The following is a 21,006-nucleotide window of genomic DNA, read 5'->3' on the forward strand; positions in this document are numbered from 1 at the left end:
TTTCAGGCGCCGCGTTTTTCCCCAACTTCACCCGGCCGGCTTATATGGGCGGCGGAGGCGGCTCCTGCCGGTGGCGCACCAGCCAGCCAATCAACTGCACGGCCTCCTTCAAGTCCACCAGGTCCGTGTTGATGACCAGGTGGTAATGCTGCGTGTCCTCCACGTCCTTGCCAAAATGTTTCTTCACATAGGCCGCCCGTGAGCGGTCCTCCTGCTCAATAAGCTCCCGGGCCTCCTTGGGACTGACCCGCCGCTGGGCGCAGACACGCTCAATGCGCCGTTCCAGCGAGCCTACCAGCCGCACATGCACCACATTGTCCAGCCGTGCGGCAATTAAATGGGCGCCGCGTCCCAAAATGATGGCGTGGCCCAAGGTGGCCAGATGCAAAATGGTCTGGCACGTTTGATGAAAAAGGGTCCAGGATGGGGGATGCAACCCCAGCAGCTCCTCCATGATGTCATCCAACAGGGGACGCCGGTCTTCCGGCATGTACTCCGCCAGCCGCTGCGGCAGGTGATGGTCCTCCAGCACTTTCTCCACCAGGTTGCGGTCAAACACCGTCCACGGCGGTCCCGGTTCTTTTTCCTGTTGTTGCAACCATGTGGCCAGCATCTCCGCCACCGCACGCCCCCCGGAGCCGGCCTGGCGGGACAGCGTAATGGATGCCAGACGCCGCCGAATCATTTTGCCCGGCTCCGCCCCGGGCAGGGGGGTGACTTGCGCGTCAATGTAACTGAGGCATTTGGCCAGGTTGGCAGTATCACTCATAGGCGTGCTGGGAATGGAGGGGTTGTCATTGTGGCATCATGCACCGCAAGTTTCAGCTTGCCGACCGCAGCCCTGAACTGCCTGCCACGGGCAATGCCCGGCCCAGCGGCAGCATTTCAAGGTTTCATATAAACTATACGCTTACGTAATAATGGGGTCAAATCGCCCGGGCATGACACCCCCGCACTAGCCCGCCCGCTCAAGCATCGTTCAGGCCGGCCAGATGCCGTGCAAACACCAGGAAATTTGCAGCGGTTGCTTAGACGGCCGGGGCCGTGCGGCCCGGCATGGCCACCGGCGCAACAGGCAGCGGCCCAAACTCATATTTCTCCGGCCCCAACCGCACTTTGGAGTTGAGCATGGCTTCCCAGGTGACGGCTTTGCCACTGTACACACACTCACGACCCATGATGGCCATGAGGGTGCTCTCGGCCACGGCGCGCGCTTCATTGATCGGGTTGCCGGCGCGGATGCTGGCGATCAGGTTTTGATGCTCCGCCTCGTAAGGGTTCACATCGGCATCCCGAAACCGCCACAGGTTGTCGCCCTCGGAGCGGATGAAATTATGGCAGTTGCTGTAGCCCTTGGTTCCCACCACGGCCTCCTCCACTTTGCCATCGCAACCGTTAATCTGGCGGCTGAAACTGAACACCCGCGCGCCGTTGGCGTATTCAAACTCGACGGCAAAATGATCATAAATGTTGCCGTATTTGGCATCGGTGCGCACCTGGCGACCGCCGCAGCCCACCACGGCACGAATCGGGTGGGCGTTGAGCACCCAATTCATGATATCCAAGTTGTGCACGTGTTGCTCCACGATGTGATCCCCGGACAGCCAGGTGAAGTAATTCCAGTTCCGAAGCTGCCATTCCATGTCGCTCATGTTGGGCTTGCGGTCAATGACCCAGATTTCCCCGCCGCACCAATAGGCCCGGCCGTAGAGGATTTCCCCAATTGCCCCGTCCTGCAGGCGCTTGATGGTTTCCCGATAGCTCTTCTGATGCCGCCGCTGGGTGCCTGCCGCGATGCCCAAGCCCTTCTGTTTGGCCAGCTCGCCCGCCTCGATGACCATCCGCACGCCCGGGCCGTCCACCGCCACCGGTTTTTCCATGAACACGTGTTTGCCTGCCCGAATGGCGTCCATGAGCTGCTGGGGACGGAAGTGCGGGGGGGTGGCCAGGATCACATAATTGATCTCCGGAATGGCCAGCAACTTTTTATACCCGTCAAAGCCCGTGAAACACCTTTCCTGCGGAATGTTGACTTCAAGTTTGGAAAGGTTCTCCCGGCAGCGCTCCAAGCGATCCTCAAAAACATCCGCCAGTGCGACGACCTGCACGTCCTTGCGTTGCAATGGGCCGGTCTGGGCCACATCCTCGGTATGGTAGCCGCTGGAGGGGTAAATGACCTTGGTTTGCGCCCCCAAAACGTTTAACACAGCGCCGGTGCCTCGGCCCCCGCACCCGATAACGCCAATGCGGATGGGGTCATCCGGGGCGGCGTGGCTGGTAATGGCGAAGGGCACTTGCGTTACTGTGGCGGCTCCGGCCAGGGCAAGGGACGAACGCTTGAGAAATTGGCGGCGCGAAGCAGGTTGCTCGGTTTTCTGAGTGCTCATATTTCGTTGATGTGCTTTGGGAAACATTATGGTGTCGCCTCATTAAATTGCAACGGTTATCCTCTGCTGCTTCAACCTCCTCATCCTGCCGGCCTTGGGTAATTATTCTTAATAATAATACGGCCTGAAAATTGCTTTAGTTCATCCGATGCGGTAGGCACAGGGCAATTTGTGGACATGCCATGTATTCATTAGTCATAATAACCGCCCTGCGCCAGGTCCACGCCGCAAGTTAAAGAAAGGCAAGTAGTTATGAAGACCGAGCGCACGCGATGGGGGTGCGTGGCCCGGGGTGTTTTGGCGGCGGTTGGCCGGCTGTGGCTGGCTTTGCTGTCCGTCTTGATACCCAAAGGCCACCCACCACTTTTCTCACGATTGGAATTACCCTGCCCAGACCTCTTCATGGGTTGGGGTACAACCATGGCCACCGTTTCGCCGTGGGTGGAGGGTCAGCAGCCGGTGTATGCCGTGGCTGCCGCCCGTTTTCCACGGGGCGGAGCTGCCTTCATGGCCAAACAACGGGGGGGTGCTCCACTGACCTGGCATCCTCATAACGACAGGGGCATACGGCCCTAAGCCAATTAACGTGGCCGACGCAAATTAGTCTTGTGGTTTTTACCGCAAACGCTATATAGTGCGTCGGTGCCACCCAACCCAAACATCGTTATGAGGCGAAAAACACCAGCTCGTAGTGGGTTCACTCTGGTGGAAATCATGATCGTGGTGGCCATCATCGGGCTGCTTTTGGCCATTGCGGTGCCTAATTTCCTGAAGAGCCGCCAGTTGGCTCAAAGCCGGGCCTGTATTAATAACCTGCGGCAAATCCAGGCTTCCAAGCAGGTCTGGGGTGTGGAAAAAAGCAAGGCGCCAACAGATGTGCCCACCGATGATGACTTGATTGGCCCAACCTTGTATCTGAAGGTTAAACCGGCATGTCCCGCAGGAGGCGTCTACACATACAACGCCTTGGGTCAGCCGGTTACTTGCAGTGTGGAGGGCCATACCCTCGAATGGTGATTAACCAGGCCGGCGCCTGGCAGGAATCAGCCCAGGTGGGGAGGGAGTGTGTCGCCACCTCCGCCTGCCCCGTTTGCCTCGGGGCGTCAGCGGCACGGGAGGTGGCCATCGCAGCTTATTCCCAGCGTAGGCGATAAAAACCTGTCGGGCGAGGTCTTGCCGAATGGCTGAAGCTGACCGCCTGGCCATTGTCTTGCACGGTCATAATTGGCGCCCATGTGACTACCGGCAGCAAAGGCGATTACCCCAGTACATAACTTTTACCATTGACGGTCTCGGGCAGGGCAAAGGAGAACGAGCTTTGCTTGTACCTTAAGCCCACCGTTGGAATTACCAACAAGGGCGGCGCCGCCCCGCCTTCGGCTTCCACCCGCGCGTTGGCCATCGCCACGCCGATTTGGCGGTTGACACAAGGGCCGGCCTCGCCTGCAAGGCATAACCGTTGCCCAGAGGGGGCGGCGGTCAAACCGATCATGGAAAGATAGAAGACAAGCACCAATAAGGTGCATGGTTAAAGGCTTTTCATTACCCCCCATCACGTTTTTAGGCCTTCGTCAAAAAAATACCGTGGGAAAAACCACCGGCCGGAAAGGGTAACGAAAAAGTTGTACTTCAGGCGCGGCGCCATCGCAGCCAAAGCAGCCCGCCAAGGCCCGCCAATAACAACAAGCCCACGGCATAAGTGCCAGTGTGCGGTGACTGGGGAAATGCGTACAACGAAAGCGCTCCCAGGGCTGGCCCAACACAAATGCCCAGGCCGATGGCCGCCTCATGCAATCCTCCGTGCTCACCCTGGCTCGCTTCGCCTACATCCATCGCGTAAAACAGGGAAGAGTAATAAATCAGGCCCGTGGCCAGGCCGAAAAGAATCTGGGCCAGAACCACCAGCCAGAGTTGGGGCGCCAGCAGGAGGAGCAGGAAGCCGGTGATCAACGCCACATACGAACCGGCCAGCCAGCGAAAACGATAGTGCCAGCCATTCCACTTCCACAGCACCGCAAAGGCCAGCAGCCGCATGAAAAACCAGACCGAGCAAAAAATGCCCGATTGCGTGGGGGTTAACTGAAAATGCCGGGCGAGATCCGGGATTATCAACACAATGGTGTTGATGGCCATGTAGGCAAAGGGATTGGCCAGCCACGCCATCTTGAGAAAAGTCTCCGGCGGCACTGGCTGCGCCAGGGCCGCAGCCTCCGGCTGATGGGCAGGAGGAAGGGATTCAGCCGTCTTCTCCGCTCCCGCAACCACGGACGGGGCGGGCGATTGCCGCGCCAGCCAGGCTACCGTGCCAATTTGCAACGCCAGCACGGCCAGGGGCACGCCGTACAGGCCCGCCAGCCCCACATGATCAAAAATTGCCCCACCCGTGAAATATCCCAGTGCCGCGGTGCCCGCCCACGTGAGATTATAGATGCCCACCATCCGCGGCAGGCCCCGATCATCCTCGCCATCGCAAACCAGCGCCTCTAGGGCGGGCCAGGTCAGGCTCATACCCGCCGTCCACGTCATCAAGGCGCCCACCTGGAAACCAAACCCGGGCTGCCAGCCCGCCACGGCCAAGCTGGCCAGCATGATGCTCAGCCCCAGCCCCAACGTGGGCAGGTAACCCAGCCGCTGCGCCAGCCGGCCCCCCCGCCAGGAGAAGAACAAATACATCAGCCCGTGCACCGCCCCCAGCGCCAGCGTCTCCTTTCGCCCAAAGTGAAATTGGTTGCGAAACAGAAATAGCAGGTAGTTGAAAAAGAACGTCGTGGCAAAGGAGTTCAGTCCGGCCAGGACAAAAAAGGTCGTCTTATATTGGCGTAGGTGCATGAAAAAAACCTCAGCGTCTCAACCGTCAATTTCCGCCAGGGCTTTCTGGCAGTACCACTTGATGGCGGGACGCAACGGCGGCGTCAGGGATTCCAGATCTTCCACGCTGCACCAGCGGATGGCATGATGCTCGGCGGCGGCCAGGCGCACTTCGCCCCTCCCGTTTTTAGGGCGTGCCCAATAGATCATGCCAATATGCTCATGTGTTTCCGTGATGCGATGGATGTCCAGAAATCGGGGGGCGATCAAGGCCCGCGTGCCCGGCCCCGTGGTGGGTGGGCGCTCGCCCAAAAGTTCAATTTCCAAACCGCTTTCCTCCTCGGCTTCACGCAGCGCTGCCTGTTCGGGGTCTTCATCCAGTTCAATGTGCCCCCCCAGAGGCAGCCACTGCCCCAGGTTGCGATGCAGCACCAACAGCACCTGCCCTCGATGCACCACGAAAATGGACACCGTGAAATCTATGCGCTCGTGAATGTGGGCCATGGCGGGTGGTTAATAGTCGTACAACCCACCATCCCGCGCGTAACCTCCCCCGCCGCCCATGCCCCCCATGCCCGCCTCATCCTCCGGCCCCAGCGCGGCGTCGAGGACATCGCCCATGTCTTCCTCAATCTTTTCCGGGTCTTCGCCTTTTTCGAGCCGCTTGATGGCCACGTCCAGCTCCTTGGGCATCAGCCCCGGCGGCAGGGCGTCCTTCATCTTCCTCATCACATGGGCCATGTGGCGCGGGTTGTTTTCGTCCAGATAATCCATGTCCCGCTCAATCTCCGACATGACCTTTTCCATCCGCGCCTCATCAATATCAGGCATCGGCGGCCCATCCTCTTCCGGCGTCGCGGCAGGCTCTTTCAGCCCGCGCGGTGTGGCAAAACGGCTCATCACGCGCTCCATCTGCTTGTTGCCACACTTGGGACAGGTGGGCAGCCCCTCCGGATTGATCCGCTTGGAGAGGAAGCTGAAAATCTTCCGGCACTTGGGACAGGCAAATTCGTATATCGGCATAACCAATTTGCATCCTTCACCTATTCAAACCGCCGGAGTATAACGCCACCCCCTCCACGTGGCAATCCTCCGCCGGCCCGGCGCCAGCCCCGCCCGGGGGGCTGCGGAAAACTCTTTGACTCAGAAAGGAAATACATTAACATGCTGGTTCTGTTTAATTTGAACTTTAACCTTGAATTGGTATGGCAAAGCTGACCGTCAAAGACCTTGAGGTGCGCGGCAAGCGCGTATTCGTGCGGGTGGATTTTAACGTGCCCATGGAAGAGAAGGGGGGACAAATGGTGGTGACGGATGTCACCCGCATCCAGGAAACCCTCCCCACCCTCCGTTTGTTGAAGGAGAAAGGGGCCAAAATCATCCTGGCGTCGCACCTCGGCCGGCCCAAGGGCAAGAAGGATCCCACCATGTCGCTGCGCCCCGTCGCGGCCAAGCTGAGCGAGATGATCGGCCAGCCCGTGGCTTTCGTGGAGGACTGCATCGGCCAGGCCGTGGCTGCGGCCGTGGCGGGCATGAAGGAGGGCGACTTGTTGCTGCTGGAAAACGTGCGCTTTTACGCCGAGGAAGAAGCCAATGACCCGGCGTTCGCGGAAAAGATGGCCGCCGTGGCGGATGTCTATGTGAACGACGCCTTTGGCTCGGCCCACCGCGCCCACGCCTCCACTGAGGGCGTGGCCCGGGTGGTGGCCGCCCGCGGTGGCAAATGCGCCGCCGGACTCCTCATGGAGCGCGAATTGAAGTTTTTGGGCGATGAACTGGAAAACCCGGCCCGGCCATTCGTGGTGATTCTGGGCGGGGCCAAGGTTTCTGACAAAATCAAGGTCATTGACCGCCTGCTGGAAAAGGCCGACAGCCTCCTCATTGGTGGCGCCATGGCCTACACTTTCCGCCTGGCGCAGGGGTATCAAACCGGCAAATCCCTCGTGGAACCGGACAAGGTGGACGTGGCCAAAGCCGCGCTCGCCAAAGCCCAGGCCAAAGGCGTCAAATTCCTGCTGCCCGTGGACGACGTCGTCGCCACGCCGGTCAAGACCGACAAGCTCGACAAGAAGGGCAAGCCGGTCATTGAGTACCAGGGCGCGCAGGTCAACACCGACATGAACTGCCCGGCGGAAAAAGCGGGTCTCGACATCGGCCCGGCCACCATCAAGGCCTACTCCGAAGTGATTGCCGGGGCCAAAACCATCTTGTGGAACGGCCCCATGGGCCTCTTCGAAAACAAGGAATTTGCCAAAGGCACCAACGCCATCGCCCAGGCGGTGGCCGATGCCACCCAGCGAGGCGCCAAGAGCATCATCGGCGGCGGCGACAGCGTCAAAGCCCTGAACAAAGCCGGCCTGGGCGGCAAGGTGACTTTCATGAGCACCGGCGGCGGCGCCAGCCTCGAATTCCTGGAGGGTGCCGTGCTGCCCGGCGTCGCCGCGCTGAGCGACAAATAACCTGGCGACGAAAAAGGATGCTCACATCTTAGCCAACACCAAGGGTAAGGGACTGATTTATATGGATAAAGAACGCAAATTGATCATTGCCGGCAATTGGAAGATGAACAAGACTGTGGCCGAGGCTCTGGACCTCGTCAACGGTCTCAAGCGCGAGCTGAGCAATGTCAAGGAAGTGGATATTGTGGTGTGCCCGCCGTTCACCGCCCTGAGCGAGGTCTCCAAGGCCATCTTGGATTCCAACATTCGCCTCGGCGCCCAGAACATGAGCGAGCACAACGTGGGCGCCTACACCGGCGAAATTGCCGCGGTCATGCTCAAGGAATTCAGCGTGCGTTATGTCATCCTCGGCCACAGCGAGCGCCGCCAGTATCAAAAGGAGACCGATGACCTCATCGCCCGCAAGGCCTTGGCGGCCCACGCCGCCTCGCTCAAGCCCATCATCTGCGTGGGCGAAACCTTGCAAGAGCGCGAGGCCGGGCTGACCGAAAAGGTCTTGGAAACCCAAGTCCGGGGCAGCCTGGCCGGCCTGACCCGGGAGCAGATGGTGGAAACCATCATCGCTTACGAACCGGTTTGGGCCATCGGCACCGGCAAAACAGCCACCACTGAGCAGGCCCAGCAGGCCCATGCCTTCATCCGCAGCCTGCTGGCCAAACTGTATGACGAAACCACCGCGCGCAAGGTGCGCATCCAATACGGCGGCAGCGTCAAGCCCAGCAACGCCCGCGAGCTGATGAGCCAGCCCGACGTGGACGGCGCCCTGGTGGGCGGGGCCTCTCTGGAGGTCCGCAGCTTTAGCGACATCATTAAAAACAGCATTTAATTGGGACAAGCTATGCTTTCGCTATTTGTCACCCTCCTCACCATCGTTCTGTTTCTGAACTGCCTCTTCTTGATCTTGTTGATCCTGATGCAACTGCCCAAGAAAGAGGCCGGCCTGGGACAGGCCTTCGGCTCCGCCGCCACCGACACCTTGTTTGGTGCCGGCAGCGGCAACGTGCTGACCAAGGCCACCAAGTATGCCGCCGGGCTGTTCTTCGCCCTGGCTATCATCTTGAGCATTTTAGGCCCCCGCACGGATGAATCCAGAGTGCGCATGAAACGGATGCGTCAGGCCACTTCCTCCCCCGTGGCTGCGCAACCGGCCGCGCCCGCGCCGGCGGCGCCGCAATTGCCGTCCGGCCTGACCTTGTTGGGCACCAATACCGCTCCCGCTCAGCCTGCGCCCGCTTCCAATGCGGCGCCGGCCAAGCCGTGAGCGGCTCTCAAGCACTCGCTATAGAAAGGTTGAAGTTAGAAAAAAAACGGCGTCGTGCACATCGCACGACGCCGGATTTTTTTCGCCATTCAGGCTGAACCAAACCGGTGGCTTATTTGAATCCCGGCGGATTGGGCGTATAAGCCTTGATCAACAAGCCTTCCGGGGTGGCTGCGCCGGTATAAACCGTGATGCCCACATACCTGCTCACCTTTTCAAAAGGCGGCAGCAGGGTGAAATCAAACCATTCCTGGAAGGCCTTGCTGTCATCGGCAAAGCCAAGCCGTCCCCCCAGCGGCGTCATGGCCAGCAGCTCGCCGATGCGTGAGCCCTCCTTCCGCAACACGTTGAACAAGAAGCGCATGGTTTCGGTTTGATCTTCGTAGTGGAACATGCCGGTATTCAAGCCCCCCGCCTTCTGGGCGGCCTCATTCAAGCCGGCCACGCCGGAAAGCGGGCGGGCCGCCTTGGCATTGCGCAGAAACTGCTCCAACACGCCGTTATCATAGGAGAACACCAGATACTTGCCGCTGGCGCACAGATTCAGGCTCCGCTCCCCAATGCGCTCGCCCCGGAAATTCATCTGCGGGGTGGGAGGGAAGGTGTAAATGGTCACACCCTGAAACTCCCGGGTCTTTAACTGCGTGGGCTCAGCATCCCGCCGGCCCCCGCGCGGACCGCGCATTTGCGCGAAGTTATTAAACAGCCCCTTGACGGTTTCCAACAGTTTCTCCGGCGCGGGCGAGCCGATCAGCACCAGCCCGGGCGCCGTGGACAGGGCCTCCAACGTCTGGCCGGTGGGTTTGAATTCGTAGGTGATGATGTCGTCCCCCAGCAGCTCAATCAGTCCTTTGCGCAGCGTGAAGTTGGGATTCTGCTGTTTCAGTCCGCTTTCAAAAAAGGCCAGCGCCCCCAGCAGACCGGGATTGATATCATTAAGCGTCTGCTCAATGGTGCTCCAGCCCTCGCTGAAATTGTAGCGGATGCGTGTGTATTTGACGGCATCACGAGGGACAAAGGGCGGGGGCGTTGTGTCACCGGCCATGGGCGACAACAACTTGAACAGCCCTTTGCGGGCTTTTTCCGGCACCCCCAGGAAGAATTGCACGGTTGCGCCTTGTTTGTCCCCCTGCAGGGCTACAGCGGCGGTCTCCGCGCCATTCAAGCCCAGCGCATTGACCACCTGCACCGGGTTGACACCCATGGGGTTGTTGGCACCCCCTCCGGCCGCGGGATCCACTCCCTTCATGGCCAGCTCCACCAGCAGTTTCACGTTGACCCAGCCGAAGTACTGCGCGTCGCGGAAGAGCCGCGCATAATCCGCTTTGAAAGTGGGCACCTCCGCCAATGCCTTGCCCCCTTGGCCGGTTTGCAGCTCCACAATCTTGCGAATCTCACTCAACGACGTGCCCACGATAAACAGAGTGTCGGACTGGCCCAGCGTGAGGTGGACCGGCCGGTTTTCCGCTCGTGTGGCCTGCCGCCGCGGCGGCGCGCCTGGGCGATTCGGCGTGATGGTTTCCCAGCCGGCATTTGGATCAGGAAACACGCGCTCGATTACCGTTCGTAAATCATCCGTCATGAGCGTAAAGGTGGTAAATTCGGCTCCGCCCACTTTTTCCTCTTTCAAGGGTTTGTCGGCCTCCTGCCATTTCTTGCGCAGCGCCGCCAGATTCTGTTTCAACTGGCTGCTCTTGCTGCCGGTATCCATGAGCATCAGGAAGGCGGGCATTTTATCGCTGGTCCCCTGCCAGCCCGCCGCGGTGATGGCGAGGGTGATCTGCCCCTGCGCCAAACCTTCGTAGTCAGCAAACTTGATCCCCAATTCTTTCTCCAGCGGCTCGACCACGTCCTTGCGGAACTTGCCTTTGAGTTTGTCCATGAAAGGCTTCATGGCGGGGTCGTCGAGAAATTTACCGCCCGGCGAATTATTGTACCACGCATCCGCTGCCGGATAGTTCGGCACCGTCAAAACCGCCAGGGTGGTGTCGGGAAGAAGTTTTTCCGGCGGAGGCACCTCGGCCGCTTGCACCGACCAAACCACCAAAGCCCCCGCTATTGCCAGCCAGTGAGGAATTTTCATGGTATTGCTTGTTAAACCGTAGCGTCTGTCTGGATATGGGTATGCCATGCCTGCTGCCAAATGGCCAGCCCAAATCGCATCTCTTCCTGTGACCCCTCTCCTGGCCGCCAGGTTACCGAAAAATGATTTGACGCCCCGGCGCTTTCGGGTTACCCCTATCTCCATGAGCAGAAACCTGAACCTGCGACTGTCGAAGGCGCTGCTGCTGTTGTGTGGCAGCGTGGCGGGCGGGTTTTAGGTCAATCCAACAGGAATCTGAACCCCGCTGCCACACTGGCGGTGGGGTTTTTGTTTTGGCAGACAACGGACACATCACCAGCGGGCAGCGAATAAAACACCGACACCATGAAAAACCAACGCATCCTCATCTTCGATACCACGCTCCGTGACGGGGAGCAGTGCCCCGGCGCCTCCATGAATTTGCGCCAGAAACTCGAGGTGGCCCGTCAGCTTGCCCGCTTGAAGGTGGACGTGATCGAGGCCGGTTTTCCCGTCATCAGCGAGGGCGACTTCGCCGCCGTTAATGCCATTGCCAAAGAAGTCAAAGGCCCCATCATCGCCGGCCTGGCCCGCTGCACTCCCAAGGACATTGACGCCGCAGGCGCTGCGCTCAAACCCGCCGGCAAACGCGCCCGCATTCATGTCTTCCTGGCCACCAGCAAAATCCACCGTGAATTCAAGCTCGGCAAGGCCCAGGATGAAATCCTCCGCCTGGCGGTGGAGGGAGTCACCCGGGCCCGGGGCTACGTTGAAAACGTGGAGTTCTCCCCCGAGGATGCTTCCCGCACCGAGCCGGAATTCCTCATCGAGGTTTGCCGCGCCGTGGTCAAGGCTGGCGCCACCACCGTCAACATCCCGGATACCGTGGGCTGGGCCGTGCCGGACCAGTTTGCCGCGCTGATCGCCCAGTTGCACGCCGCCGTGCCGGAGTTTCAATCCGGCCAGGCCATCATCAGCGTGCATTGTCACAATGACCTGGGGCTGGCCGTGGCCAACTCCCTGGCCGCCATCCGCGCCGGCGCCCGGCAGGTGGAGTGCACCATCAACGGCATCGGCGAACGCGCCGGCAACGCTTCCCTCGAAGAAATTGTCATGGCCCTCAAGACGCGCGCCGACTTCTTCGCGGGCTACACCGTCGGCGTCAATACGCGCGAAATCGTCAAAACTTCCCGCCTTGTGGCCCGCATGAGCGGCCTCATCGTCCAGCGCAACAAGGCCATCGTGGGCGAAAATGCCTTCGCCCATTCCGCGGGCATCCACCAGGATGGCATCCTCAAAAAACGCGAGACCTACGAAATCATGGACCCCATGGAAGTGGGCTGGGGCCAGACCGAGCTGCCTCTCACCAAGCACAGCGGCCGCGCCGCTGTCTCCGCCCGCCTCAAACACCTGGGCTTCAAAATGAGCGATGCCGACATCAATTCGCTCTTCCAGCGCTTCAAGGAAATCGGGGACCGCAAAAAGTTTGTGTACGATGAGGACTTGATTGCCCTGGTGGAAGGGCATATCGCCGAGGTGCCGGAAACTTGGTCCCTGGATTATCTCCACGTCACCACCGGCAACGCCACCATGCCCACCGCCACTGTCCGCCTGCGCAAACCTGGCGCCAAAGGTAAAGTCGAGCATTTCCAGGATGCCGCCATCGGCGATGGCCCCGTGGACGCCGCGCTCAAGGCCATTGACCGCATCACCAAAACCGGCGGCACGCTGATGGATTATACCCTGCGCGCCGTTTCTCAGGGCAAAGACGCTGTGGGCGAGGTGACGGTCAAGGTGGATTTCGGTGACAAAAAGGTTATCACTGGCAAGGGCGCCAGCACCGACATCATCGAAGCCAGCGCCCGCGCTTACCTGAACGCCGTCAACCGCTTCCTGTGCCAGGACAGCCATCGGCAGCAGCGCGAAAGCAGCCAGCCCTGATGGTTTTGGGCGGCTGACCGAGCCGCGGACATCACGCAGCCAGACCGAAAAAACATCTAAAGTCAACTTGCGCCAGCACGGAACGATGCCATGTTTGTATCAGATATGTATAATATCTGTTTATGAACTGGATAAGTTTCATCGGTTTGCTCCGCGATATCTACGGCCCCAGCCTGCCTCCGCTGGAAAGGTTTGAGCGCCGCGGTCTTTTAGCCGTCAAAATCGGCCAGACTTTCGCCCTGCGCATTGATTTCCTGGGTGAGGCCAAATGCCGTCACCTCGCCCAGCTTTATCGCCGTACCACCCCCATCCCGGCGGAGGATGTTGAGGCACTAATTGACCGCCATTGCCCTCCAAATTGGCGCAGGCATTTCCTGCGCATTGAACCCCGGCCGCTGGCGGCCGCCTCCGTGGGGCAGGTGCATCGCGCCGTGTTACGGGATGGCCAGGAGGTGGTGGTAAAAATGATCAAGGGGGATTTCAAGGAGCGTTTCAAGGCCGACGTTCGGCGTCTGAAAAAATTGATGCGCCTGTCCACCTGGGCTTATCCGAAGTTGCGCCGCGTAGCCGATCCTGTGGGCATCCTCGAACACATTGAAGAGTACACCCTGGCCGAACTCGATTTGCGCAACGAAATCAGCCATGCCCGGCGGCTGCGTCAACTGCGCGAACAACATGCCCACTGGCCCCTGCTGGCGCCCTTGCGCTTCCCGCACCTTTATGAGGAGCTTTCCGGCGAAAATGTGCTCGTCATGGAATATTTGCATGGGCGCACGCTGGACGAGTTGCTGGCGGTGGGCGAGCTGCCGTATGAGGAGCTGCTCAAACTGTTTTTGGTCCATGGGGCTTACATGTTTGGCTTGGGCGTGTTTCATGGCGATCTGCATCCCGGCAACATCATCTGGCAGGACGGCCATCTTTACTTTGTGGATACCGGAGCGCTCAGCGAGGTGAGCGACACTTTCCGGCTGGGGTTGTTTGCCTTTTTTGAAGCCCTGGCCGGCGAAGATTATGTGGGCGCGGCGTGTGCCATCCATCGGATGTCGCGGCGCGCCCTGCCGGCGGCGCAATGGGAGGCCTACCTGCGGCAATTCCTTGATCTCTACCGCGATTTCGCCGATAAAACCGTCAGCGAGGTGAGTTTGACCCGGCAAATGATGCGCACCATTCAGTTGGCGGTGCATAGTGGGATGGAGTTTGAGCGCGGCATGTATCCCATCATCAAAAGTTTGATGTATTTGGACGGGATGGTCTTGAAATGCAATCCAAAGGCGGTTTTAATGCGCGACATGCGCCCGCATCTGGCCACGTTCAAGCGATTATTTGCCACCATGGAGCGGCCCTCCCGCCCTTCGCCTCAGCCGCCGGTCAGACTGGCCGTCTGAAATGGATTCCGCATGGCTCGTACCATCGTCATCATTGGTGCCGGCCCGGGTGGTTTGACCGCCGGCATGTTACTGGCCCGTCAGGGCTTCAAGGTGGAGATCTTCGAAAAAAGCTATGTCGTGGGCGGGCGCAACGCCCCTCTGCGCCTGGATGGTTTCACCTTTGATACCGGCCCCACCTTCCTGATGATGACGCGGGTGTTGGAGGAGGTCTTTGCCGACTGCGGGCGCAAGCTCGACGACTGCTTGAAGCTCATCCCGATAGACCCTTTCTACCGGCTCCGCTTTGATGGCCGCACCGATTTCTTTCCCACCATGGACACGGAACGGATGGTGGCCGAAATTGAGCGGCTATTCCCGGGGGACGGCGCCAATTACCTGCGTTATCGCGAGCGGGAGGGCAAGAAACTGGACTTGGTGTATCCCTGCCTCCAACATCCTTACATGCGCTGGTGGCATTTCCTGAATCCCAATTTCATCAAGGCCATTCCCCGCCTGGACGCCTTCACCTCGGTCTATGACCGCTTGCGGACTTACTTCAAGCATGAGCACATGCGCATTGCCATGACTTTCCAGGCCAAATATCTGGGGATGTCCCCCTGGCAGTGCCCAGCCACGTTCACTATTTTGTCTCTCATTGAACACAAGTATGGGATCTATCACCCCATCGGCGGTTTGAATGCCATCTCGCAGGCCATGGCCAAATGTGTGCAGGAGGATGGCGGCCAAATTCACTTGGGGCAGCCCGTCCAGGAAATCCTGGTGGAAAACCGCCGGGCGGTCGGAGTCCGGCTGGCCTCGGGCGAAAAGGTGGCCGCCGACGCCGTCATCGTTAATCCCGACTTTGCCTGGGCCATGTCCAACCTGGTGCGCCCGGAGCATCGGCGCAAATATACCGATGAACGTCTGGCCCGCATGGAATATTCCTGCTCCACCTTCATGTTGTACTTGGGGCTGGACAAACTCTACGACATCCCCCATCACAACATCATCTTCGCCCAGGACTACGAAAAAAACGTGCAGGACATCGTGCAGAACGGACGGCTTTCCGAGGACCCTTCCTTTTATTTGCAGAACGCCAGCCGCGTGGACCCCACCCTGGCGCCGCCCGGCCAGTCCACCCTCTATGTGCTGGCGCCGGTGCCCAACCGCCAGGCCCCCATTGATTGGGAAAAAGAAAAACCGCGCTTCCGCGAACTGCTCCTGCGCCAGATTGAGACCAAAACCGAGCTGAAAGATTTGCGCCAGCACATTGTGGTGGAGCACGTCATCTCCCCCCTCGAATGGCAGCAGGATTACCACATCTACCGCGGGGCCACCTTCAACCTCAGCCACAAGCTGGGCCAGATGCTAATTTTCCGCCCTCACAACGCCTTCGAGGAATTTGACGCCTGCTATCTGGTGGGCGGCGGGACGCATCCCGGCAGCGGCCTGCCGACGATTTACCAATCCGGCCGCATTGCCGCGGACTTGATCAGCCGGCGTTGGGCAAAGAATTAATGCTCTGGACGCCTGCCTGGCTTGCTTTTCGCGCCACTTAGTCGTTTCATTGCGTCTGCCATGAAACTTAATCCACTGCTTTGGTGCGGGCTTTGGGTGGCAAGTCTTGGACTAACGCCCCCCGCCCGCGCCGGCATGACCATCACGCGACTGGCAGGGCCGCCGCAAGGGGCGCAGGTGTTGATCGCCGTGACTAACTACAACACCAGCGGCAACACCTCCATCCGGCATCTGCTGCGGGACGGACGGAGTTTGAAGCACGACACGGTGCTCCAAAGGTATTATTTCAACCGAGATCGTGATTTGGGACAGACTTTCCGCATCGGCTCCCAGGCCGTGCGGGTGGAGGCGCTGACCTTGCGCACCGGCTTTGGCACCAACCCTTTCCGGCCCGGTGCCGCCGACGCTGAATTGTTCGTGCAATGGTTGGAGGTGGAGGGACAGCCCACCACCAACCACCACGGCACCACTACTGCTCCTCCCGGGACTCGCTGGCAGACTTTCAATCCCAATGATCCCCTCACCGATGATTACCTGGAGGGTGAAACATTCAAAAACCTCCGCGTGGTGCGGGGGGGATTCATGCCTGATTTGCGACCCTTTAAAGCCAACCCCGAAGGTGCACCCGGCAATGGCCAGTTCTTCCGGTTCACCTTTACCGGCGACGACCACCTGGTCCTGCAGCCCAACCGCACTTATGGTTTCCTGGTGGGCTTTGTCGCCCCGGCGGCGGATCGGGCCATGGCCCTCGCCAATGAGTTTCGCGGACACTATCCAGGAGGCCACGGCCTCCGTCGCGAAGGCAGCGCGGATACCCCCGCGTTTTTTAATCCCGCCGAGTCCACGCCCTACACGCGCGCCCTCTTGGTGGGCGACACCAACAACGCCGCCGCCATGGCAGTGGCTTTGGAAAAAGCCTGCTTTCCGGTGAACTTCGCAGAGCGGGTGGCGGATATGTCCTTTGGCACCATGGGCATGCCCGACGTGTGCACCTACCGCGACCTGGTTTTTTATCTCGAAGGTGTGGTGCTTGATATGACGCCCTGAGCCGGACGATGCTGTGCAAAGGCCTGTGAATGCAGCCCGCGTTGCGATCGGGATTTTTGCATAAGTTGCTGGCCTTGCCACCGCTTTCGGGCTTACACTTCCTGCATGGCCTACCATCCCTTTTTAAGGGCCGCTGCGCTGTCGGCGGCGGCCATGCTGATCGTTCAATTCCCAGCAGCCGCGGCGACCGGCGGCGCGCGCATGCCACCCCCGCGGCTGGTTTTTCCCGAAGATGCTTCCGTCCTCAATGTCAAACGCGATTTTAATGCCCGTGGCGACGGACGGACTGATGATACCGAGGCGTTGCAGCGCGCCCTCGACGCCAGTTCTCAACGCGGCGGCGGACAGGCCACCAAGTTGCTCTATTTGCCCAACGGCACCTACCGCCTGACCAGCAATCTGGTGGTGCACGCAGCCGTGGGGCCGTGGGTCTATGGTGAGTCGCGTGACGGCGTCATCTTACGGCTGGATGACGGCGTGCCCACCAACATCACCTCGGTCTTGCGCACGCATCCCAGCGATACCAAACCGACCTCCGCCGATTTTTTCATGCGGAACTTTTGCAATTTCACCCTTGATGTGGGGCGAAACCCGCACGTGGACGGCGTGCGCTGGTACGGCAATAACAGCAGCCTGCTTAAATACATCCGCATCATCGGCACCGGCAGCGTGGGGGTCAACGCCGGATTCCTCGGCCAAAACGGCCCCAGCCTCGTGCAGGATGTGGTGGTGGAAGGCTCATTTGAGACCGGCGTGCGCTGCGCCTGGAGTTGGGGACAGACGCTTTCGCGCCTCACGGTACGCAACGCGCGCAAGGTGGGCGTCCACGTCAACGCCACCGCCGTGGGCATTGAGGACCTGGTGGTGGAAAACACGCCCGTGGCGCTGCACAATGAATACCCCAACAACTGGACATGGTGGGGCGGGGTGGTGGCCCTGACGGGCGGGCGCTTCACCGGCAGCGATCCCACGCAACCAGCCATCACCAACACCAGCGTGCTGTACGCCCGCAACGTGTCCGCCACGGGCTTCAAACAGGTGCTTGTCAGCACCACCCCCGGGGGCAGCCGCCTTGGGGCTGAGCTGGAGGAATACACATCCCACCCCGCAAAAAAACTGTTCCCCGATTCGCCAGACACCGCCCTTAAACTGCCCATCCAGCCGGAGCCGCAAGTGCCGTGGGAAACCAATCTCAGCCGGTGGGTGTGCGTGAATGATTTTGGCGCGGTGCCGGGGGACAACAAGGACGACACCCCGGCGTTTCAGGCCGCCATGGACGCCGCGGCTAAAGACGGCAAAACCACGGTGTACTTTCGCGGGATTGGCGGACGGGACCCGAATTGGTACACGCTAAATGGCGAGGTGCGCCTGCCCGCCTCTGTGCGGCACGTCATCGGCCTGGGCTTCGGGCGCATCATTGGCGGCAACGCCGGACGCTTCCTCGTGGACGATGCCTCGGCCCCGGTGGTCAAGTTTCAGCACATTCACGCTTTTGGCGGACGCCCGGCCGCCGTGGAAAACCGCTCCACCTCCCGCGTGCTGGTGGTGGAAAGCTGCGACTTGCGCATCGTGGGCGGCGGCAGGGGCGACATCTTTGTCACCGATTGCCCGTCCCACATCGAGCTTAAATCGCCCGGCCAGCACCTCTGGGCGCGCCAGCTCAACCCCGAGGGCGACAGCGACACCGGCCTGGTGCGCAACCACGGCGGGCTTTTGTGGGCGTTGGGCATCAAGCACGAGGGGCGCGGCGTGCGCTTTCTCACCGATCAAGGTGGCGCCACTGAAATCTTGGGGCTGTTCAACTACGCCCCGGATGTCGCCACCAATGATTTCCGGCCCATGTTTGACATCAAGGACGCCGCCTTCAGCGCGATGGGCGTGCGCGAGATTTCCTTTGGCAAAACTTACCCCGTCAAAGTCCGCGAAACCCGTGGTGCCGAGACGCGCACCGAACAGGGGGGCGGCTGGATTGGTTGGGCGTTGTACAGCGGGCGCACCCTGCCGGCACGCCAACCGTGAGCCCCACACACCCCGCGGCTGAAACCAGGAAGTTTTTGCTAGACCCCGGCGCGGGGGAATTGCAACTTGGCGGGGCGCAGCGACTATGATTAACGAGAACATCCTGCAAGAAATCGCCCGGCAGCATGGCACGCCGGTGATTGTGGTGGATCATGAAATAATCCGGCAAAATTACGCCCGCTTCAAAAGCCATCTGCCCAAGGTGCAGGCGTACTACGCCGTAAAAGCCAATTCCGCCCCGGAAATTGTGCGCACGCTTTTCCAGGAGGGGGCCAGCTTCGATGTGGCTTCCCTGGCGGAATTCATGCTCGTTTACGACAACATCCGCCACTGGTCGCCGGACCGCCAGCAGGATTTCATTTGGGACAAGATCATTTATGCCAATCCCATCAAGGCCAAGGACACGCTAAAAGCCTTGAATCCTTACAAACCCCTGGTGACGTTTGACAACCTCGCAGAGCTGGAAAAAATCAAAACCTACGCCCCCCAGGCCGGAGTGGTGGTGCGCTTGCGGGTGCCCAACACCGGCAGCATGGTCGAGCTCTCCAGCAAGTTTGGCTGCGACTCCGGCGAGGCGGTGGACCTTATCGAGGCCGCGCATCGCCTGGGCCTGGTGGTGGAGGGCTTGAGCTTTCACGTGGGCAGCCAGTGCACCAATTTCCTCAACTTCGTCCAGGCCCTGGAAATGGCCGCCGCGGTGATGAAAGAAAGCCGCTCCCGTGGCCATGAGCTGAAGATTCTGGACATTGGCGGCGGCTTCCCCGCGCCGTATCATAAGCATGTTAAGCCTTTCGAGGAACTGGCGCAGCGCATCCACGCCGAGATTGACCGCCTGTTCTCCCCCGACATCCAAATCATCGCCGAGCCGGGCCGCTTCCTGGTGGCCACCGCCGCCGTGAGCTTGGCCACGATCGTGGGCAAAGCGGTGCGCGACGGCAAAACGTGCTACTACATTGACGACAGCGTTTATCACACCTTCTCCGGCATCATCTTCGATCATTGCCAGTACCACCTCAAGGCCTTCAAAAAAGGCGAGCCGGAGATTTGCGCGGTCTTTGGTCAGACTTGCGACGGCCTGGACTGCATCAGCCAGTCCGAACTGCTGCCCCCCCTGGAGCTGGATGACTGGGTGTACGCGGAGAATGTGGGCGCCTACACCAACGCCTCCGCGACGCACTTCAACGGCTTCGCGCCAGCGCGCCTGGTGCACCTCAATTACCGCCCTCAGCCTTCGTAAAGTTCTGCCAGGCCTTTTGCACCGTGGCCCACTCGAGGTCAGGCAGGGCCTGCAAACGCAGGCGTGCCGTGGCCGGCTTTTGTGCCGGCAGATCCCGCCCAAACAGCGAAAAATAAAGCGAATAATGCCCCTCTGTCTCATAGGGCATGGCCATCGCAAAACACTCCACCGGATCACCAAAAATGACCACCCCCGGTTGCCGCCCGGGGGCCTGCCGGATGGCAATCGGCAGGACGAAAGGAGACCGAAGCGTCCACTCCACCGGGTGCGGCTCCAACTTCCATCGCCCATCTTGGATTAACCCGGCCAGCTCCGGCCGGCGTGGAAACATCTGCCAATCCCCCGCCTCTCGCGCAGCGCGGGTCAGTTGGGGCGGCCCGCCGTCAGCCGGTGCCGTCCACACCCAGGCATTGGAGTAGGCAGGCGCAAAATAAGACGCCACAAACACCTCAAATCCTTTGAGCGGTTGTCGGGGTACAATGGTCAACTCCAAGTCCACCGTCCGGGCATCGCGCCAGAGGTAGCGGCCGGTAAAATCAAAGGGCCGCTCCGCTTCGGCCGGGCAGAAAACCTTGACCGACCCGTCGGCCTGCAGGCGGCTCTCATGCGGCCAGTCCCACCCGCCACCGCCGTAGCGCCGCCCGTCAGAAAAAACTCGATACACCGCCAGCCAGCCCATGGAACGGGCGAGCGTGCGGTTGTTGGTGTCCTGCACGGGTACCAGACCAAACGTTTTCCCGTTGGCCTGCAACTGGCCGCGCCAAAAGCCCGTATCGAAAGCAAAACCATTGGTGGACGCTTGAAACGCAGGCGCGCCGGACGCGAGGGCTGCCGACAGGGCCAGGACAAACATGGCCGGGAAACGAGGCGAGGTCAACCAGTGCGTGTTTTTCATGGGTG

The 21,006-nt window shown here is 60.2% G+C and carries 18 protein-coding genes; 10 read left to right on the forward strand and 8 right to left on the reverse strand.

Translation table 11 applies throughout. From position 1 onward, the window contains the following. Nucleotides 1-40: 40 nt before the first annotated feature. Both N3J91_10460 and N3J91_10465 read right to left on the reverse strand, forming a co-directional pair. Nucleotides 41-769, reverse strand: a complete 729-nt coding sequence (locus tag N3J91_10460; GenBank protein MCX8156851.1) for a cytidylate kinase-like family protein — start codon at nucleotides 767-769, stop codon at nucleotides 41-43. Nucleotides 770-1,028: 259 nt separating this feature from the next. Next, nucleotides 1,029-2,387, reverse strand: a complete 1,359-nt coding sequence (locus N3J91_10465; protein MCX8156852.1) for a Gfo/Idh/MocA family oxidoreductase — start codon at nucleotides 2,385-2,387, stop codon at nucleotides 1,029-1,031. 666 nt (nucleotides 2,388-3,053) lie between these two features. Here N3J91_10465 and N3J91_10470 point away from each other — a divergent pair. Further along, nucleotides 3,054-3,404, forward strand: coding sequence for a prepilin-type N-terminal cleavage/methylation domain-containing protein (locus N3J91_10470; GenBank protein MCX8156853.1), 351 nt, complete (start codon nucleotides 3,054-3,056; stop codon nucleotides 3,402-3,404). Nucleotides 3,405-3,645: 241 nt separating this feature from the next. Here N3J91_10470 and N3J91_10475 read toward each other — a convergent pair whose 3' ends face one another. The 4 genes from N3J91_10475 to N3J91_10490 all read right to left on the reverse strand — a co-directional run bounded on the left by N3J91_10475 (nucleotide 3,646) and on the right by N3J91_10490 (nucleotide 6,218). Beyond that, on the reverse strand, nucleotides 3,646-3,879 hold the full coding sequence (locus tag N3J91_10475; protein ID MCX8156854.1) for a hypothetical protein: 234 nt from the start codon (nucleotides 3,877-3,879) through the stop codon (nucleotides 3,646-3,648). 137 nt (nucleotides 3,880-4,016) lie between these two features. Beyond that, a complete protein-coding gene (locus tag N3J91_10480; protein ID MCX8156855.1) occupies nucleotides 4,017-5,216 on the reverse strand; it encodes a hypothetical protein in 1,200 nt (399 codons plus the stop codon). Between the two features lie 18 nt (nucleotides 5,217-5,234). Further along, nucleotides 5,235-5,699, reverse strand: coding sequence for an NUDIX domain-containing protein (locus tag N3J91_10485; protein ID MCX8156856.1), 465 nt, complete (start codon nucleotides 5,697-5,699; stop codon nucleotides 5,235-5,237). Between the two features lie 9 nt (nucleotides 5,700-5,708). Continuing rightward, nucleotides 5,709-6,218, reverse strand: coding sequence for a zinc ribbon domain-containing protein (locus N3J91_10490; protein MCX8156857.1), 510 nt, complete (start codon nucleotides 6,216-6,218; stop codon nucleotides 5,709-5,711). A gap of 182 nt (nucleotides 6,219-6,400) precedes the next feature. On the opposite strand from N3J91_10490, the gene N3J91_10495 reads away from it, so the two are divergent. The 3 genes from N3J91_10495 (at nucleotide 6,401) to secG (ending at nucleotide 8,915) form a co-directional block, all read left to right on the forward strand. Beyond that, the gene (locus N3J91_10495) at nucleotides 6,401-7,654 is read left to right on the forward strand and encodes a phosphoglycerate kinase (GenBank protein MCX8156858.1); all 1,254 of its coding nucleotides are present in this window, start codon (nucleotides 6,401-6,403) and stop codon (nucleotides 7,652-7,654) included. Nucleotides 7,655-7,715: 61 nt separating this feature from the next. Then, the gene (gene tpiA, locus N3J91_10500) at nucleotides 7,716-8,480 is read left to right on the forward strand and encodes a triose-phosphate isomerase (protein ID MCX8156859.1); all 765 of its coding nucleotides are present in this window, start codon (nucleotides 7,716-7,718) and stop codon (nucleotides 8,478-8,480) included. 12 nt (nucleotides 8,481-8,492) lie between these two features. Beyond that, nucleotides 8,493-8,915: a preprotein translocase subunit SecG gene (gene secG, locus N3J91_10505; GenBank protein ID MCX8156860.1), complete on the forward strand. Its 423-nt coding sequence runs from the start codon at nucleotides 8,493-8,495 to the stop codon at nucleotides 8,913-8,915. Between the two features lie 112 nt (nucleotides 8,916-9,027). Here secG and N3J91_10510 read toward each other — a convergent pair whose 3' ends face one another. Next, nucleotides 9,028-10,998, reverse strand: a complete 1,971-nt coding sequence (locus tag N3J91_10510; protein ID MCX8156861.1) for a hypothetical protein — start codon at nucleotides 10,996-10,998, stop codon at nucleotides 9,028-9,030. A 345-nt stretch (nucleotides 10,999-11,343) separates the two neighbouring features. Here N3J91_10510 and N3J91_10515 point away from each other — a divergent pair, with 345 nt between their 5' ends. The 6 genes from N3J91_10515 (at nucleotide 11,344) to N3J91_10540 (ending at nucleotide 20,106) form a co-directional block, all read left to right on the forward strand. Then, complete coding sequence (locus tag N3J91_10515) at nucleotides 11,344-12,918, forward strand: 2-isopropylmalate synthase (protein ID MCX8156862.1); 1,575 nt, start codon at nucleotides 11,344-11,346, stop codon at nucleotides 12,916-12,918. A gap of 122 nt (nucleotides 12,919-13,040) precedes the next feature. Continuing rightward, nucleotides 13,041-14,303 (forward strand): AarF/ABC1/UbiB kinase family protein, encoded by a 1,263-nt coding sequence (locus tag N3J91_10520; protein ID MCX8156863.1) that lies wholly within the window; start codon nucleotides 13,041-13,043, stop codon nucleotides 14,301-14,303. A 12-nt stretch (nucleotides 14,304-14,315) separates the two neighbouring features. Beyond that, on the forward strand, nucleotides 14,316-15,803 hold the full coding sequence (gene crtI, locus N3J91_10525; protein ID MCX8156864.1) for a phytoene desaturase family protein: 1,488 nt from the start codon (nucleotides 14,316-14,318) through the stop codon (nucleotides 15,801-15,803). Between the two features lie 60 nt (nucleotides 15,804-15,863). Further along, nucleotides 15,864-16,850: a hypothetical protein gene (locus N3J91_10530; protein ID MCX8156865.1), complete on the forward strand. Its 987-nt coding sequence runs from the start codon at nucleotides 15,864-15,866 to the stop codon at nucleotides 16,848-16,850. Nucleotides 16,851-16,955: 105 nt separating this feature from the next. Further along, a complete protein-coding gene (locus tag N3J91_10535; GenBank protein ID MCX8156866.1) occupies nucleotides 16,956-18,869 on the forward strand; it encodes a glycoside hydrolase family 55 protein in 1,914 nt (637 codons plus the stop codon). An 85-nt stretch (nucleotides 18,870-18,954) separates the two neighbouring features. Beyond that, nucleotides 18,955-20,106, forward strand: coding sequence for a type III PLP-dependent enzyme (locus tag N3J91_10540; protein MCX8156867.1), 1,152 nt, complete (start codon nucleotides 18,955-18,957; stop codon nucleotides 20,104-20,106). On the opposite strand, the gene N3J91_10545 is transcribed toward N3J91_10540, so the two are convergent. After that, nucleotides 20,081-21,001: a hypothetical protein gene (locus N3J91_10545; protein ID MCX8156868.1), complete on the reverse strand. Its 921-nt coding sequence runs from the start codon at nucleotides 20,999-21,001 to the stop codon at nucleotides 20,081-20,083. The genes N3J91_10540 and N3J91_10545 overlap by 26 nt on opposite strands. Nucleotides 21,002-21,006: the final 5 nt, after the last annotated feature.

It is taken from the genome of Verrucomicrobiia bacterium, from assembly GCA_026414565.1.
Lineage (GTDB): Bacteria > Verrucomicrobiota > Verrucomicrobiia > Limisphaerales > Fontisphaeraceae > Fontisphaera.

What these genes read in the sequence shown, in the direction of transcription:
- N3J91_10460 (MCX8156851.1), bottom strand. Translation starts at nt 769, where the DNA reads ATGAGTGATACTGCCAACCTGGCCAAATGCCTCAGTTACATTGACGCG.
- N3J91_10465 (MCX8156852.1), bottom strand. Translation starts at nt 2,387, where the DNA reads ATGAGCACTCAGAAAACCGAGCAACCTGCTTCGCGCCGCCAATTTCTC.
- N3J91_10470 (MCX8156853.1), top strand. Translation starts at nt 3,054, where the DNA reads ATGAGGCGAAAAACACCAGCTCGTAGTGGGTTCACTCTGGTGGAAATC.
- N3J91_10475 (MCX8156854.1), bottom strand. Translation starts at nt 3,879, where the DNA reads ATGATCGGTTTGACCGCCGCCCCCTCTGGGCAACGGTTATGCCTTGCA.
- N3J91_10480 (MCX8156855.1), bottom strand. Translation starts at nt 5,216, where the DNA reads ATGCACCTACGCCAATATAAGACGACCTTTTTTGTCCTGGCCGGACTG.
- N3J91_10485 (MCX8156856.1), bottom strand. Translation starts at nt 5,699, where the DNA reads ATGGCCCACATTCACGAGCGCATAGATTTCACGGTGTCCATTTTCGTG.
- N3J91_10490 (MCX8156857.1), bottom strand. Translation starts at nt 6,218, where the DNA reads ATGCCGATATACGAATTTGCCTGTCCCAAGTGCCGGAAGATTTTCAGC.
- N3J91_10495 (MCX8156858.1), top strand. Translation starts at nt 6,401, where the DNA reads ATGGCAAAGCTGACCGTCAAAGACCTTGAGGTGCGCGGCAAGCGCGTA.
- tpiA (MCX8156859.1), top strand. Translation starts at nt 7,716, where the DNA reads ATGGATAAAGAACGCAAATTGATCATTGCCGGCAATTGGAAGATGAAC.
- secG (MCX8156860.1), top strand. Translation starts at nt 8,493, where the DNA reads ATGCTTTCGCTATTTGTCACCCTCCTCACCATCGTTCTGTTTCTGAAC.
- N3J91_10510 (MCX8156861.1), bottom strand. Translation starts at nt 10,998, where the DNA reads ATGAAAATTCCTCACTGGCTGGCAATAGCGGGGGCTTTGGTGGTTTGG.
- N3J91_10515 (MCX8156862.1), top strand. Translation starts at nt 11,344, where the DNA reads ATGAAAAACCAACGCATCCTCATCTTCGATACCACGCTCCGTGACGGG.
- N3J91_10520 (MCX8156863.1), top strand. Translation starts at nt 13,041, where the DNA reads ATGAACTGGATAAGTTTCATCGGTTTGCTCCGCGATATCTACGGCCCC.
- crtI (MCX8156864.1), top strand. Translation starts at nt 14,316, where the DNA reads ATGGCTCGTACCATCGTCATCATTGGTGCCGGCCCGGGTGGTTTGACC.
- N3J91_10530 (MCX8156865.1), top strand. Translation starts at nt 15,864, where the DNA reads ATGAAACTTAATCCACTGCTTTGGTGCGGGCTTTGGGTGGCAAGTCTT.
- N3J91_10535 (MCX8156866.1), top strand. Translation starts at nt 16,956, where the DNA reads ATGGCCTACCATCCCTTTTTAAGGGCCGCTGCGCTGTCGGCGGCGGCC.
- N3J91_10540 (MCX8156867.1), top strand. Translation starts at nt 18,955, where the DNA reads ATGATTAACGAGAACATCCTGCAAGAAATCGCCCGGCAGCATGGCACG.
- N3J91_10545 (MCX8156868.1), bottom strand. Translation starts at nt 21,001, where the DNA reads ATGAAAAACACGCACTGGTTGACCTCGCCTCGTTTCCCGGCCATGTTT.